The following is a 14725-nucleotide window of genomic DNA, read 5'->3' as shown; positions in this document are numbered from 1 at the left end:
TGGGCCTGCAACAACTATAGTTGCTGCACGCGTGCCGTCATCTTGATGTACATCAAGGCCCATGGCTGGTGGTCTGCGGCGTGGTCGGTATAATCGGCGCCCTTTTGTGATCCTTTGCCCGTGAGCCCGATGATCCTGCCCGAAATCCACGAATTCCTCGGTTGCCGCACCCCCGACGCCTGGGTCCAGGCCGCGCTGGCCGACCAGGACACCCTGCTGATCGACCACAAGAACTGCGAATTCAAAGCCGCCAGCACCGCCCTGAGCCTGATCGCCAAGTATCACGGCCACCTCGACCTGATCAATATGATGTCGCGCCTGGCCCGTGAAGAGCTGGTGCACCACGAGCAGGTCATGCGCCTGATGAAAAAACGCAAGATTGAACTGCGCCAATTGTCCGCCGGCCGCTACGCCTCGGGTTTGCGCAAGGTGGTGCGTAACCATGAGCCGGTCAAACTGGTGGATACCCTGGTGGTGGGGGCCTTTATCGAAGCGCGCAGTTGCGAGCGTTTCGAGGCGCTGGTGCCACATTTGGACGAAGAACTCGGCAAGTTCTACTTCGGCTTGCTCAAAAGCGAGGCGCGGCACTTCCAGGGTTACTTGAAACTGGCCTACCAGTACGGTGACGCCAAGGACATCGCCCAGGTGATCGAGCGGGTGAGGGCGGCCGAGCAGGCGTTGATCGAGTCAGCCGACGTCGAGTTCCGCTTTCACAGTGGCGTGCCAGCCTGAGGCCACGGCTACGCCGATCAAGGCGCTGATCCCGGTCAGCAGCAGGATCACCATTTGCGTGCCAAGCGGCGCTGCCAGCACCGCAATCAGCAAGCCCGCCAAGGGCTGGGCGAGGTTGTTGAGCAGGGTGATCACTCCCACCGTTTTGCCGAAATCCTGCACCGGAATCACCCGCTGACGAGTGCTGCGCATGTACACGTTGAACATCTTGTCGAAACCGCTCACCAGCAGGAAGCCCACGGCGTACACCCACACGCCGGGGCTGAGGGCGGTGATCAGCGCGCCCACGGCGATCATCGAATACGACAGCCCGCCGAGCACCTTCAGCGCCAGGCTCGAACGCGCGAGGTAAAACAGAATTACCAGGGTGACCACCGCGCCAGCGCCTTGCAGCAGGGCGTAGGCGTCCTTGTCCGCCGCGTATTGCCCGGTGACCAGGGCCGCCGACGTGGCCAGCGTCACGCCGACGATCAGGTTCACACCAATGGCCAGGGTAATGATGCGCTTCAACTCCACCCGGTTGCGGATGTGACCCAAAGCGGTGCGCAGCGGCTGCAGCCAGAGACCCGGGTGCTGCGGCTCATGGGGCTGCAGGTGCACGCGGGTGTTGCGCTGCCAGGCCAGCATCGCCAGGTCCGCCAGCACAAACAGTGCGGCGATGCCCAGAACTACCCAAGGCCACGCCCAGACTTCCAGCATCAGCGCCGCCACCAACGGGCCGAGTACCAGGCCGCTCTGGTCGGCGATCTGCGAATAAGACAAGGTCTTGGTATAGGTGTAATGCTGGAAAATATGCGGCATCAGCACTTCCCGCGCCATGATGCCCTGGGTGGTCAATACCCCGCACAACGCCGACAGGATCACCAGCCATTGGATACCATCAAACAGCCCGTACAGCGCCACCGCTACCACGCAGGCCAAGGCCCGATACACTTGGCTGACATGCAGGATGCGTACGGGTGAAAACCTGTCGCACAACGCCCCGCACACCGGAAAGGCCAGGTAGCGCGGCAGTGACTCGACAAAGAACGCCAGGCCCGCCCACGACACGCTCTGGGTGGTTTGGAACACAATCAGCGGCACGATGAACAGCAGAATCTGGTCCGCCAGTCGCGACAGGAACAGTGAAACGAAGAACGCCAGGTAATCCTTGCGCATATAACTCCCTGTGAATGGCGTAAAAGAGTGCAGGCTATTTGTTAAAAACTCTTAAAAGCATGAAGCTTGCTGGCACCCTGCATGCGGCGGCTCCCGTTGGGCAGCTTGCCACCTATACTGCCAGCCTTTCAATCGGCGTTCCTACACTGAGAACTTATGGAAAACCTGGGTCTGGGCAAAGTCCTGCTCGTCGAGGACGATGAGAAGCTGGCAGGGCTGATCGCGCATTTTCTGTCGCAACATGGTTTCGAGGTGCAGGCGGTGCACCGGGGCGATTTGGCCTTGGCGGCATTCCTGGCGTTCAAACCGAAAATGGTCGTGCTCGACTTGATGTTGCCGGGCCAGAGCGGCCTGCATGTGTGTCGCGAGATCCGCGCGGTGTCCGACACACCGATTGTGATCCTCACCGCCAAGGAAGATGACCTGGACCATATCCTGGGCCTGGAGTCCGGTGCCGATGACTATGTGATCAAACCCATCAAGCCGCCGGTATTGCTGGCGCGTCTGCGGGCGCTGCAACGTCGGCAAGTGCCCGAGACGACGGTACGCGATTACCTGGAATTCGGCCGGTTGTCGATCAACCGCAGTTGCCGGGTGGTCAGCCTGGGCGATGAAAAAATCGACCTCACCACCATGGAGTTCGAATTGCTCTGGCTACTGGCGAGCAGCTCGGGAACCATCCTTTCGCGCGACGACATCCTCAACCGCATGCGCGGCATTGCGTTCGATGGCCTGAACCGCAGCGTCGATGTGTACATCAGCAAACTGCGCGGCAAGCTCAATGACAACCCGCGCGAGCCGGTGTGCATCAAGACCATCTGGGGCAAGGGCTACCTGTTCAATCCTTTCGCCTGGGAGCTGTAGATGCTGCGCCTGTATCTGCGCTTGTACCTGATCCTCGCGCTTGGCTTGGCCGGTGCGATCTGGTTGGTCAACTATGGCCTGGACGCGTACATGCCAGAGTCCAATGAAACCTATAATCGCGAGGCCCTGCGCGGCCCAGCGTGGGCCCTGGTGGAACAACTGCGGCCGGTGCAGGGCGAGGCGCGCCAGGCGCGTCTGGATCAGTTGCAACCGCATTACGGCCTGCGCCTGCAACTGGTGCAGCGCGACAGCCAGCACCTGAGCGCGCGCGAACAGGCACTGCTGGCGGCCGGCCAAGTAGTGGTGCGCGAGGACTTCATGAAGTTCCTCGCGCCCATCGATGACGGCCCGCAATTGCTCGAAATCCAACTGCCGGAAGAACCGAAATGGTTGTACCTGTGGGCCTATGGCCTCCTGGGCGGGAGCCTGGCCGTTGTGTTGTACTTCTGGGTGCGCCCGCACTGGCGCGATCTTGAGCACATCCGCCTGGCGGCGCAGCGCTTTGGCGACAACGACCTCGGTTCGCGCATCCTGTTGCCGCGTCGCTCCACCGTGCGTGCGCTGGCCGGGCACTTCAACCAGATGGCCGAGCGCATCGAAAGCCTGATCGCCAACCAGCGCGAACTGACCAACGCAGTGTCCCACGAGCTGCGCACGCCGATTGCGCGCTTGTCCTTCGAGCTTGACCAACTCAAGCAACAGGCCGATCCGCGCCAAAGCCGCGAACTGATCGCCGATATGTACGCCGACCTTGGCGAGCTGGAAGAAATGGTCTCCGAGCTGTTGACCTACGCCAGCCTGGAGCGCGGCGCGACCCAGGTTACCCGCGAAAGCATCGAGGCCCACAGTTGGCTGGACAGCGTGATCGGCAGCGTGGCGCTGGAGGCCGAGGCCGCAGGTGTGCAGTTGTCGCTGCGTACCTGTGAGGTCGATGTGATTCGCATCGAGCCACGATTCATGGCGCGCGCTGTGATCAACCTGCTGCGCAACGCCATTCGCTATGCCGATCGGCGGGTTGAAGTGTCGTTGATCAAGTTCGGCAGCGGTTACGAACTGCAGGTCAGCGACGATGGTCCCGGTATTCCGGTCGAGGGCCGCGCCAAGATCTTTGAACCCTTCATGCGCCTGGATTCAAGCCGCGACCGCCGTACCGGCGGCTTCGGCCTGGGCCTGGCGCTGGTCCAGCGGGTCAGCCAATGGCATGGCGGACAGGTGCAGGTGCTGGACTCAGAGTGGGGTGGCGCGTCGTTTCGGATGACCTGGGCGTATGCCGAGTAAGTATCCGTAAACAACGACAAGCCAATGTGGGAGAGGGCTTGCCCTCATGCCAGTCAGTTAGGGCTTTTTGTAGGAGCGAGCTTGCTCGCGAAGCATTCAGGCCCCCCGCGTTTATCCAGAATGAACGCGTTGCCTGGGCGTTTTTCGCGAGCAAGCTCGCTCCTACAGTGAGCCCAGATTGCTCGCCCAGGTTAAAAATTCAACGTGTCGAGGGGCGAGTGCAGACGTTTGAAGGCGTAGCCCGAAGCGCTCAGGCCATTGACCTGGCGGCTGACGGTATCGCCCAGGCCATAGCCGCTGCCGGCTACGACCGCGTGGGCGTTATCGACGGGCAGCAGGATGTAGTCGGTCAGGGGCTCATCATGCAGTTGGCCGCGAATCACCAGGAAGCCTTCCTCCAGGCGCACGCTGACGCCGCTCAGCGGCGCATCGGGTTCGTGGGTATTGAGCACCTGGTAAGTGCCGACGGTGTCCGCCCACGCCAGGGGCAGCGGCGGCGGCTCGATGCGTTCGCCCACGGCAACGCGTTGGCCGTGGCTGCGGGCGGTGAGGATCTGCCGGCCCTGTACCCTCACCACGTCCAATTGCACGCGGCCCAGTTCGCCAAGGTCCTTGAGCCAGAAGCCGAGGATTCTTTTCTGCGCGCGCAGCCAGCCTTGATCGTCGCGCATCAGCTCGAAATCGCACCCGCCCAGTTCGCCGGATAAGCGCCCGTGATCATCCTTGAGACGCAACACGCCCCATGATGTCGCGTAGAACCCGGCCAGGCGCTTGCGGTCGATTGCGGCCGGCACTTGGCGCAGCTTGAGGCCGTGGTTTGGGGCCTGGCAGTCGTCGGCACAGACCGCCTTGCCGGTCTGCGCCTGGAGCATCAGGCGCAGGGTGTCGGTGGACAGCGACACCACCAACTGTTCGGCATTGCTGTCATTGGCCATGATGATCACGGCCAGTTGCTGATCCGGGAGGATGCTCAACTGCGCGGCGAAATCATCGCCGCCGCCACTGTGCTGATAGGCCCGTATGCCAGGGCCGACCGGTTCATCCCCGCACGGCGCCAGAAACCAGCCGAGGCCCATTTGGCAATCGAAATCCAAGGCATTGCCGGTGTTCTGCTGGGTGAACATCTCATCGATCGAAGCGCTGCCCAGTACCCGGTTGCCCTTGTAGACCCCTTTGGCGAACAGCATGCGTACGTAATGGCTGAGGTCTTTGGGGCTGGCCCACAGGCTGGCGGCGGCGAGGTCGCGGACCTGCGCGTCGTTGCTGGCCTTGCCCTCTTCGTAGCCCAAAGCGCGGTAGCTCAATTGGGTGCCGATGCCGACGAAACTTGACTGGTTCATTTCCAGAGGCCTGAGCAGGCTGCCTTGCAGTTGCGCCTCGAAGCTTTTACCGGTGCTGCGCTCAATGGCCGCCCCCACCAGGGCGTAGCCCAGATTGGAATACGCCACCTGGGAGCCCGGCGGGCTGCTCAGCCACACGCCCGAAACGCGTTGCGGCATCTGGCCCATGGCGTAGTTACTGCGCAGGTCGCGCAAATGCTCGCTGGGCAAGCCGGATTGATGGCTGAGCAAGCGGCGCAAGGTAATCGCTTGATCCGCCTCGGCCTGGTCGCTGTGAAACCGCGAGCGTACGTGGAACTCGCGCAAGGTTTGCTGAAGCGGCGCATCCAGCCCTAGGCGCTGTTGTTCCACCAGTTGCAAGGCCGCCGTGGCGGTGAGCAACGTGGAGATGCCCCCGGCGCGAAATGCCGTGTTAGGGGTGACCGGCACCCCTCGGGCCTTGTCTGCCAGGCCGAAGCCACGGGCCCAGATCAGTTCCTGGCCACTGACCAGGGCAATCGACAAGCCCGCCACATTGTCCCGCGCCATCTCACGGGGAATGCGATTTTGCAGGTAGCGGATGATCGCGCCGTAATCGCCTTTTTGAATCGACGGCGGGGCGGGCGGTTGCCCCTGGCAACCGAGCGTGCCCAACAGGCAACCGAGCAGCGGGATACCGCGTAACGTGCGAAACATGAAGAGCACCCGGATGGTGGTTTGGATGCTCGAATGCTAGGGCCGTGGCGGCACGCAATCTTTGAGTGCTTTGTCGGGAAACTGTCAAAGACTGTTAACGCCGGCCTCGACCATAGGGTTATGTGTCAAGTCAGTTATCCAGGGCAGTCAAGATCCCATGCGCCACTTTCACCCGTTCGGCATTCGGGTAGTTCCTGTTGGCCAGGATCACCACGCCTATATCCCTGCTCGGTACATACGCCACGTAGGCGCCGAAACCATTGGTTGAGCCGGTTTTGTTGTAGAGCACATTGGCCGGTTGGGCCTGCGCCGGTTGCAGCCACTTGACGGTGTGCGACTCCAGCGCCATCGGTGTGGAGTTGCCCTCTATCAAGGCCTGCTGGGTGATCGGGTAGGGGTAGTATTCCCAACCCAGGCCCTGGGTCATGCCGTCGACGCTGTAGTAACCGCTGTGTGTGGTGGCGATCGCCTGTTGCAGCGGCGCGCTCAAGGTCTCGGGGTGCAGGTTGAGCATCACGTAGCGCGCCAGGTCCTGGGTGCTGGTCTTGATGCCGTAGGCTTCGCTGTCGAGTGCGCCTGGGCCCACGCGCACGGGTTTGTCCTGCTTATCGTAGCCTTGGGCGTAGCGGCCCAGCTTGTCGGCGGGCACGTTGAGGTAGGTGCTCTTCAAGCCCAGCGCCGGCAGCAAGGTCTGTTCCATGGCGACATTGAACGGCTGGCCCAGGCTTTTCGCCGCGAGGTAGCCGAACAGTCCGATGCTCGGGTTGGAGTAGAGGCGTCGCGTACCGGGGGTGTCGGTGGGTTGCCAGTGCCTGTAGTAATCGAGCATGGTCGCGGCGCTGTCGGCCGCACCTGGGAACTGCAACGGCAGGCCGCCTGCGGTGTAGGTCGCCAGTTGCAACAGGCTGATGTGATCGAACGCACTGCCGGCCAGTTCGGCCCAGTGCTGGCTGGCGCGGTCCGACAGTTTCAACTTGCCGCTGGCCTGGGCATAGCCACCGAGGGTTGAAGTGAAGGTCTTGGACACTGAGCCGACTTCGAACAGGGTGTCTTGCGTGACGGGCTGCTTGCCTTCCCTGGACGCCACGCCGTAGTTAAAGTATTGCGCGTGGCCATCCTTCACCACGGCCACCGACAGCCCGACGATGCCCTGTTGCTGCATCAGCGGTTTGACGCGACTGTCCACCACTTCGCGCAGGTCGGTCGCAGCCATGCACGGAGCAGCAACCAGCAGAGACGCTGAAATCAGCAGGCTTCGTAGACTAAAACGGGATTTTTCTTGCATGTTATTTTCGCTTCCCTGTAACGGATTGACTAAGGCTGAGGGCCTGCGCGGGCGCCGCCAATCTAGGCGTTAACAGTCGACGATACAAACGATGATATCTTGCACGAGCCATTAGTAAATCTAGGGTCAAGCATGCTGCGTTCCCATCTGCCCCTCAATGCCCTGCGCGCTTTCGAGGCTTCCGCCCGGCACCTGAGCTTCACCCGCGCGGCCATCGAGTTATGCGTGACCCAGGCGGCCGTCAGCCATCAGGTAAAAAGCCTGGAGGCGCAACTCAATGTCACACTGTTCAAACGCCTGCCACGCGGGTTGATGCTCACCCGAGAGGGCGAAACGCTGTTGCCAGTGCTGCGCGATTCGTTCGACCGGATTGCCCAGACCCTCGGCCAGTTCGAGGCCGGGCATTACCGCGAAGTGTTGACGGTAGGCGCGGTGGGTACCTTTGCCGTGGGCTGGCTGCTGCCGCGCTTGGCGGACTTCCAGAGCCGCTACCCGTTTATCGACCTGCGCCTGTCCACTCACAACAACCGCGTCGATGTAGCCGCCGAAGGCCTGGATTACGCGATCCGTTTTGGTGCCGGCGCCTGGCACGGCACCGAGGCCTGCCAACTGCTGGAAGCCCCGCTCAGCGTGCTCTGCGTGCCGCACCTGGCCGAACAGCTGCACACGCCGGCCGACCTGTTGAAACACACCTTGCTGCGCTCTTACCGCGCCGATGAATGGAGCCTGTGGTTCCAGGCCGCCGGGCTGCCGGCCGACACCCTGGTACCGCGCAGCATCGTGTTCGATTCGTCGCTGGCGATGATGGAAGCGGCGCTGCAGGGCGTTGGCGTGGCACTGGCGCCGGCGATGATGTTTTCGCGGCAATTGGAGAGTGATGTGATTCGCCAGCCGTTCGCGGTGGGGATAACCACCGGCAGTTACTGGCTGACGCGCTTGCAGTCGCGGGCCGAGACGCCAGCGATGCTGGCGTTCAAGGGGTGGTTGCAAGCCAGTGCTGGCTAATGTGGGAGGGGGCTTGCTCCCGATTGCGGTGTGTCAGTTATAGATGATGTGACTGAGCCACCGCCATCGGGGGCAAGCCCCCTCCCACAGTTGGACTGAGTCTAGGCGAGGTATTTGCGGAACCATCCCAGGGTGCGCTCCCAGGCCAGGTTTGCCGCTGACTCGTCATAACGCGGCGTCGAATCGTTGTGAAAGCCGTGGTTGGCTCCCGGGTAGATAAATGCCTCATACGTTGTACCGGCGGCTTTCAGCGCATTCTCGTAGGCCGGCCAACCTTCGTTGATGCGCGCATCCAGCTCCCCGTAATGCAGCATGATCGGCGCCTTGATGCGGGGTACGTCCTTGGCCTCGGGTTGACGCCCGTAGAACGATACTGCCGCCGCCAGTTCCGGGTAGGCCACCGCCGCCGCATTGGTCACGCCACCGCCATAGCAGAAACCGGTGATGCCGACTTTGCCGGTGCTGCTGTCGTGGTGCATCAGCCATTCAATGGCAGCGAAAAAGTCGTTCATCAGTTTGGTGGGGTCGACGGTCTGCTGCAGGGCCACGCCTTTTTCATCGTTGCCGGGGTAGCCGCCCACCGAGGTCAGGCCATCGGGCGCCAGGGCGATAAAGCCGGCTTTGGCCAGGCGCCGCGCCACGTCTTCGATATACGGGTTCAGGCCACGGTTCTCATGCACGACCGCCACCGCAGGCAGTTTGCCCACGGCCTTCGCCGGGCGCACCAGGTAGCCGCGCACCGTGCCGTTACCCTTGGGTGACGGGTAGGTGATGTAGTCGGCAACGATAGCGGGGTCGGTGAATTTCACCTGTTCGGCGAGTGCGTAGTTGGGGCTCAGGGCGGCGAGCAGGGCCGAGGCGGTCAGGCCGCCGAAGGTAAACAGCGCGGCGCGGTCGAGAAATTCGCGGCGGTTCAGCGTGCCGTGGGCGTAGCCATCGTAGAGTTCCAGCAGTTCGGGAGCGAAGTCTTTGGCGGTGAGACGAGTCATCGGTGCAGTCCTCGATTAGCGGTTGCCGTCAAATGTAGACCAGGATCAACCCGTGCGGCCACGGGCGCGGACGCCATTTCTGTTTAGCAGCCCCTGGCCCCTAGCGCGAAGCGCTTCGCGCCGGCCACGCAGCCGATCACCGCCACCGTGACCAGCAGCATGCCCTGGCTGACCTGTTCATGCAGCAGGCCCGCCGCCAGCGCCAGGCCAAAGAACGGTTGCAGCAACTGCAACTGGCCGACCGCCGCGATGCCACCCTGGGCCAGGCCGCGATACCAGAACACAAAGCCGATCAACATGCTGAACACTGCGACGTAACCCAGGCTCAGCCAGGCCGGCAGGCTGATGCCGGTGAACGACGCGGGCGCCAGCAGCCAGCTCAAAGGCGCGACGACGGGCAGCGACATTACCAGGGCCCAGCAAATCACCTGCCAGCCACCCAGGCTGCGCGACAGCTTGGCGCCTTCGGCATAGCCCAGGCCGCAGACCAGCACCGCCAATAGCATCAGCAAGTCCCCGGCGGGCGCGGCGCTCAGGCCCTGGGCGAAGGCGTAAGCCATCACCAGCGCACTGCCCAGCCCCGAAAACAACCAGAATACCGGCCGTGGTCGCTCGCCGCCGCGCAGCACGCCGAAGATCGCCGTCGCCAGCGGCAGCAGGCCGATAAACACAATGGAGTGCGCGGAGGTCACGTATTGCAGCGCCAGCGCCGTCAGCAGCGGGAAACCGATCACCACGCCGAACGCGACGATAGCCAAGGGCGCCCATTGCGGGCGGGTGGGGCGTTTTTCGCGGAACAACCGCAAAAGGCACAGCCCCAGGATGGCCGCAAGCGTCGCGCGGATCATGGTCAGGAACACCGGCTCGAATTCCATCACCGCCAGGCGCGTGGCCGGCAACGAACCGCTGAAGATCACCACGCCAATAAAACCGTTGATCCAGCCTTGGGTGCTGCTGTCCAGGGTGCCGAAAGGCAAGGTGCGTTCCATAGGGGTATGTCCGAAAAGGGAAGTTGCGTACTCGGCATCCTAGGGCTGAAGATTAAGGCAATCAAAAAATTGTCATGGATACATCGCCAATGCCGCGCGCCCGCTACAAGTCGCTGGTCGATACCTTCGCCGAGGCCATTCGTGCGGGCAAAATGCCGCCCGGCACGCGCCTTCCCACCCACCGCCAACTCGCCGCCGAGCATGGCCTGGCGCTGGTTACCGCGAGCCGCGTGTACGCCGAGCTGGAGGCGATGGGGCTGGTCAGTGGTGAAACCGGGCGTGGCACTTTTGTACGCGAACTGGCGTTACCGCCGGGCCAGGGCAGTGGGCAGATGCCCGTCGCGGCGGGCATGCTCGACTTGAATTTCAACTACCCGTCATTGCCCGGCCAGGCCGACCTTTTGCGTGGCGCACTGCGCCAGTTGGCGTTATCCGGCGACCTGGAAGCGCTGTTGCGTTACCAACCCCATGCCGGCCGCCTGCATGAACGCGCGGCGGTCGCGCAGCACCTGTTGCAGCGCGGGCTGGCGGTGCAGGCCGAACAGATATTGCTGGTCAGCGGTGCACAGCACGGCTTGGCGGTAACCCTGATGGCGCTGCTCAAACCTGGCGATGTGATCGCCGTCGATGCATTGACCTATTCGGGCTTCAAAGTATTGGCCGAGACCCTGCACCTGGAGATCGTCGCGATCCCGTCCACTGCCACCGGCCCGGACCTCGATCACCTGCAGGCCCTGTGCCGCAAGCGGCCGGTGCGCGCGGTCTACAGCATGCCTACTCTGCATAACCCGCTGGGCTGGGTGATGAGCCTGGCGCAGCGCGAGCGCCTGGTGGCGATTGCGCGCGAGCACGACTTGATGATCATCGAGGACGCCGCCTACGCCTTCCTGGCCGAACACGCACCGCCGCCGCTGGCGGCGTTGGCGCCTGAATGCACAATTTACGTCGGTGGGTTTTCCAAGAGTGTCGCCACCGGCTTGCGCGTCGGTTTTATCGCCGCGCCCCTGGCTTGGGTCAAGGTATTGGAACGCACCGTCATGGCCACCACCTGGAACGTGCCGGGGGTGATGAGTGCGATCGCCGTGGCCTGGATCGAAGATGGCACCGTCGCGCAGTTGGAGGCGCAAAAACGCGCAGATGCCCAGGCACGGCAAGCTTTGGCCGCGCAAGTGCTGGCGGGGCTGAGCTATATCAGCCATCCATCATCGTATTTTTTGTGGCTGCCGCTGGCCGAAGATGCCCGCGCCGATCAGGTGGCCATGACCTTACAGCGCGAGGGTATTGGCGTTTCCACCGCCGAGCCGTTTGCCGTCTCGGCCCATGTGCCCCACGCGCTGCGCCTGGCGTTGGGGTCGGTGTCGATGACGGCGCTGCGTGAGGCGTTGCTCAAGGTGCGCAAAGTAGTGCAATGGTGAGCCGTGGCTGAGCGGCTCACCGGCAAGGGTCAGTATTTGTAGGCCTGGCGACCGATCAACAGCCATTGGCCTTTCTGCTTCTGCCAGACCTGGAAGTTATCGATATCGGTCGGCACTTCGACGCCACTGTTCACCGCCAGGGCATGAAAGTGGTTGCGCACCAGAGCGGTATCGCCATTGAGGGTGATGCTCTGGTTTTGCATTTCCAGGGTCTTGAACGCGCTCTTGTGAGTTTCCAGGTCTTCGATGAACTGCGCTTTGTTCTGCACCTTGCCGCTGGAATGGCCGTAGGTGAGGGTGTCTGCGGTCAGCGCATGCAGTTGCTTGAGGTCCAGGTGCAACATAGCCTGGGTCAGTTGGTCGACCGCCTGGGCTACTTCCTTCTCGGCGGGCGCCGGTGCGGCCGCGACGTAGCCGGAGAACAGGCACAGGAAAGCGATCAGCATTTTGAGATTTTGCATGGGGAGTCCTTATTGTTGTGGGGGAGCGACATGATGAGGTCTGTCGTCGTACAACCATGCAATAAATTGGCAGGGGAAGGAAAGGGGGGGCTTGAAATATTCTGAAATTACTTATCTACCGACGTGGAACTCGGCTGAACCTGTGGGAGGGGGCAAGCCCTAATGCCAGTGAGTTAAGGCGACACCGAACCTGTGGCGAGGGAGCTTGCTCCCGCTGGACTGCGCAGCAGTCCCATTGTTTGGGGCCGCTTCGCGCCCCAGCGGGAGCAAGCTCCCTCGCCACAAGTTAGTTCTCGCTCCTGCTACTTCTTAACTGCCCGGCATTAGGGCAAGCTCGCTCCTACAGGGGGCCGTAATCAGCGTGCTGACAACGGCGGTGTACGCGGTGGAATCATGCGTTTGCTGCCGGTGGCTTCGTACGCCGACGCAAAGCGCAGCAGCGCCGAATCGTCATACGCCCGCCCGGCAAATGTCAGCCCGACCGGCATGCCGATGTCCGCCATCACGCCCATCGGCACGGTGACCGTAGGCACGCCAAGGTGGCGAATGGCGAGGTTGCCGTTGGCCACCCACACGCCATTGCTCCAGGCGATATCCGCGGAGGCTTCGTTGACATCGGCATCGGCCGGGCCAACGTCGGCCACGGTGGGGAACAGCACCGCGTCGAGCCCCAGGCGGTCCATCCAGTCTTCCAGGTCCAGCCGGCGGGTTTGCTCGAGGCCGCGCAAGCCGTCGGGCAAGCTGCTGATCTCGTTCCACGGCGTGATGCCGCGCTGGGCCATGCGCACGTATTCGTCCATGCCGGCGGCCAGGTCGTCTTCGCGGTTGGGCAGGGTGCCGGGGTCGTGGGGGAAGATCTTCGGTCCATCGACATCTGCCAGGCGGTTCAACGCCGGGTCGCCGTTGGCACGCAAAAAGTCATCGAACGCCCAGGCCGACAATTCCCACAGTTCATCGTGGAGGAATTGCCGGGACACCAGGCCACGGTTGAACACTGTGGGCGCGCCGGGGCGGTCGCCTTCGCAATTGGACACCAGTGGGAAATCCACTTCGATGACCTCGGCGCCTGCGGCTTCCAGGGCGTGGCGTGCGGCTTGCCACAGCTCGATCACTGAGGCGCGGGTGTGGATTTTCTGCCCGGTCGGTCCGCCAATCCCGGGTTTCTCACTGGTGCCGGCCTCAGGGTCGGCGTTGATGTACATGCGCGGCACGCCGAAGCGTTTGCCGGCCAGGGCCGCGCTGCCCACCGCCAGTTCGGCGTAGGACGCCGGGCGCACCGAACTGACGCTGGGGATCGGCACCCAGGGTTGCAGGCGCCACAGGTCGCCACGGGTGTGCGGGTCTTCGGCGACCACCACGTCGAGTACTTCCAGCAGGTCAGCCATGGTGCGCGCATAGGGCACCACCACGTCCATGGTCGGGGTCAGCGGCCAGTTGCCGCGTACTGAAATCACCCCACGAGAAGGCGTGTACGCACACAAGCCGTTATTGGAGGCCGGGCCGCGACCGCTCGACCAGGTTTCTTCGGCCAGGCCAAACGCGGCGAAACTTGCCGCCGTGGCCGTGCCGGCGCCGTTGGACGAACCCGAGGCGAACGGTGCGGTGAGGTAATCGGCGTTGTACGGGCTTTCAGCGCGGCCATAGACGCCGCGTTGCATGCCGCCGTTAGCCATGGGCGGCATATTGGTCTTGCCCAGGCAGATGGCCCCGCCAGCACGCAAACGCTCGATGGTAAAGGCATCACGCTGGGCGACCAGCTTGGCGAACGCCGGGCTGCCGGACGCGGCGGTGAGGCCCTTGACCAGGTAACTGTCCTTGGCCGTATAGGGAATGCCATCCAGCGGCCCCAGCGTCTGGCCTTTTGCCCGGCGTGCATCGGACGCCTCGGCTTCCTGCAAGGCCTCGGGGTTGCGCACCACCACGGCGTTCAGTGCGGTGGCGGTCTGCGGGCCGTCATAGGCGTCGATCCGCGCCAGGTAGGCCTGCACCAGTTCAACGGCGCTGGTCTGGCCGGATTCAAGCGCAGCGCGCAATTGGGCAATGGAGACTTCGGTAACTTGCATCAGGTTTTTTTCGCCGCCTTCAAGTGGAGGTATGGCGGCAGTCTACGTACAGATATTTCCCAGTGCCAGCTTGCTGCTAAGGTAAGCGGCTTGATGATCCATATTGCACTCCAAGGAGGAGAACATGCCAAGACCCTATATCGCCCTGGCCGGTTTGCTCGGGTTTTCGCTGTATACCGTGGCGACCATGATGTCGGCCGAGCAATCGCTCATTGCGTTTGGGCAGGAGTTGATGTCGCGGCCAGATACGGCGCAGGTGGTGATTGACCTGTACCTGATGGCAATACTGGCGTGTGTGTGGATGTACCGGGATGCGCGGGGGCGGGGGCGCTCCGTGGCGTCGTTGATCCCCTATTTCCTGCTGACGGCGGTGTTCGTGTCGGTAGGGCCGCTGCTGTATATCGTCGTCAATGGTTTCACGCGACGCACGGAACGCTAGAAATCCAATGTGGGAGGGGGCTTGCTCCCGAT

13 protein-coding genes are annotated in these 14725 nt (G+C 62.8%); 6 read left to right on the top strand and 7 right to left on the bottom strand.

Annotated features, from left to right (window positions below):
• The first annotated feature begins 129 nt into the window (after positions 1–129).
• Positions 130–732: a tRNA-(ms[2]io[6]A)-hydroxylase gene (locus tag C4J86_RS14535; RefSeq protein ID WP_124370912.1), complete on the top strand. Its 603-nt coding sequence runs from the start codon at positions 130–132 to the stop codon at positions 730–732.
• On the opposite strand, the gene C4J86_RS14530 is transcribed toward C4J86_RS14535, so the two are convergent.
• Positions 688–1890, bottom strand: coding sequence for an MFS transporter (locus C4J86_RS14530; RefSeq protein ID WP_124370911.1), 1203 nt, complete (start codon positions 1888–1890; stop codon positions 688–690). The genes C4J86_RS14535 and C4J86_RS14530 overlap by 45 nt on opposite strands.
• A 156-nt stretch (positions 1891–2046) precedes the next feature.
• On the opposite strand from C4J86_RS14530, the gene C4J86_RS14525 reads away from it, so the two are divergent.
• Both C4J86_RS14525 and C4J86_RS14520 read left to right on the top strand, forming a co-directional pair.
• Positions 2047–2754: a response regulator gene (locus C4J86_RS14525; protein ID WP_124370910.1), complete on the top strand. Its 708-nt coding sequence runs from the start codon at positions 2047–2049 to the stop codon at positions 2752–2754.
• The gene (locus C4J86_RS14520; RefSeq protein WP_124370909.1) at positions 2755–4032 is read left to right on the top strand and encodes an ATP-binding protein; all 1278 of its coding nucleotides are present in this window, start codon (positions 2755–2757) and stop codon (positions 4030–4032) included.
• A gap of 191 nt (positions 4033–4223) precedes the next feature.
• On the opposite strand, the gene C4J86_RS14515 is transcribed toward C4J86_RS14520, so the two are convergent.
• A complete protein-coding gene (locus tag C4J86_RS14515) occupies positions 4224–6047 on the bottom strand; it encodes a serine hydrolase (RefSeq protein ID WP_124370908.1) in 1824 nt (607 codons plus the stop codon).
• A gap of 130 nt (positions 6048–6177) precedes the next feature.
• Positions 6178–7332: a class C beta-lactamase gene (gene ampC / locus C4J86_RS14510; protein WP_124370907.1), complete on the bottom strand. Its 1155-nt coding sequence runs from the start codon at positions 7330–7332 to the stop codon at positions 6178–6180.
• 132 nt (positions 7333–7464) lie between these two features.
• Between ampC and C4J86_RS14505 the strand changes: the two genes are divergently transcribed.
• Positions 7465–8337: a LysR family transcriptional regulator gene (locus C4J86_RS14505; protein ID WP_124370906.1), complete on the top strand. Its 873-nt coding sequence runs from the start codon at positions 7465–7467 to the stop codon at positions 8335–8337.
• 101 nt (positions 8338–8438) lie between these two features.
• Here C4J86_RS14505 and yghX read toward each other — a convergent pair whose 3' ends face one another.
• A complete protein-coding gene (yghX, locus tag C4J86_RS14500; protein WP_124370905.1) occupies positions 8439–9326 on the bottom strand; it encodes a YghX family hydrolase in 888 nt (295 codons plus the stop codon).
• An 83-nt stretch (positions 9327–9409) separates the two neighbouring features.
• Positions 9410–10315 (bottom strand): DMT family transporter, encoded by a 906-nt coding sequence (locus C4J86_RS14495; RefSeq protein WP_124370904.1) that lies wholly within the window; start codon positions 10313–10315, stop codon positions 9410–9412.
• An 89-nt stretch (positions 10316–10404) separates the two neighbouring features.
• Between C4J86_RS14495 and C4J86_RS14490 the strand changes: the two genes are divergently transcribed.
• Complete coding sequence (locus C4J86_RS14490; protein ID WP_124370903.1) at positions 10405–11730, top strand: PLP-dependent aminotransferase family protein; 1326 nt, start codon at positions 10405–10407, stop codon at positions 11728–11730.
• A gap of 29 nt (positions 11731–11759) precedes the next feature.
• Here C4J86_RS14490 and C4J86_RS14485 read toward each other — a convergent pair whose 3' ends face one another.
• Positions 11760–12191, bottom strand: a complete 432-nt coding sequence (locus C4J86_RS14485) for a nuclear transport factor 2 family protein (protein WP_124370902.1) — start codon at positions 12189–12191, stop codon at positions 11760–11762.
• 356 nt (positions 12192–12547) lie between these two features.
• Positions 12548–14257: an amidase gene (locus C4J86_RS14480; protein WP_124370901.1), complete on the bottom strand. Its 1710-nt coding sequence runs from the start codon at positions 14255–14257 to the stop codon at positions 12548–12550.
• 121 nt (positions 14258–14378) lie between these two features.
• On the opposite strand from C4J86_RS14480, the gene C4J86_RS14475 reads away from it, so the two are divergent.
• Positions 14379–14693, top strand: coding sequence for a DUF2834 domain-containing protein (locus tag C4J86_RS14475; protein WP_124370900.1), 315 nt, complete (start codon positions 14379–14381; stop codon positions 14691–14693).
• Positions 14694–14725 lie beyond the last annotated feature (32 nt).

Source organism: Pseudomonas sp. R2-7-07 (genome assembly GCF_003852355.1).
Lineage (GTDB): Bacteria > Pseudomonadota > Gammaproteobacteria > Pseudomonadales > Pseudomonadaceae > Aquipseudomonas.
The sequence above is the reverse complement of the archived record's forward strand: the minus strand, read 5'-3'. Positions and strand labels throughout refer to the sequence as shown.

Bases quoted from the DNA above. Each gene is read 5' to 3' on its own strand.
- C4J86_RS14505 (WP_124370906.1), top strand. From the start codon at position 7,465: ATGCTGCGTTCCCATCTGCCCCTCAATGCCCTGCGCGCTTTCGAGGCT.
- C4J86_RS14535 (WP_124370912.1), top strand. From the start codon at position 130: ATGATCCTGCCCGAAATCCACGAATTCCTCGGTTGCCGCACCCCCGAC.
- C4J86_RS14475 (WP_124370900.1), top strand. From the start codon at position 14,379: ATGCCAAGACCCTATATCGCCCTGGCCGGTTTGCTCGGGTTTTCGCTG.
- C4J86_RS14515 (WP_124370908.1), bottom strand. From the start codon at position 6,047: ATGTTTCGCACGTTACGCGGTATCCCGCTGCTCGGTTGCCTGTTGGGC.
- C4J86_RS14520 (WP_124370909.1), top strand. From the start codon at position 2,755: ATGCTGCGCCTGTATCTGCGCTTGTACCTGATCCTCGCGCTTGGCTTG.
- ampC (WP_124370907.1), bottom strand. From the start codon at position 7,332: ATGCAAGAAAAATCCCGTTTTAGTCTACGAAGCCTGCTGATTTCAGCG.
- C4J86_RS14485 (WP_124370902.1), bottom strand. From the start codon at position 12,191: ATGCAAAATCTCAAAATGCTGATCGCTTTCCTGTGCCTGTTCTCCGGC.
- C4J86_RS14530 (WP_124370911.1), bottom strand. From the start codon at position 1,890: ATGCGCAAGGATTACCTGGCGTTCTTCGTTTCACTGTTCCTGTCGCGA.
- yghX (WP_124370905.1), bottom strand. From the start codon at position 9,326: ATGACTCGTCTCACCGCCAAAGACTTCGCTCCCGAACTGCTGGAACTC.
- C4J86_RS14525 (WP_124370910.1), top strand. From the start codon at position 2,047: ATGGAAAACCTGGGTCTGGGCAAAGTCCTGCTCGTCGAGGACGATGAG.
- C4J86_RS14490 (WP_124370903.1), top strand. From the start codon at position 10,405: ATGCCGCGCGCCCGCTACAAGTCGCTGGTCGATACCTTCGCCGAGGCC.
- C4J86_RS14495 (WP_124370904.1), bottom strand. From the start codon at position 10,315: ATGGAACGCACCTTGCCTTTCGGCACCCTGGACAGCAGCACCCAAGGC.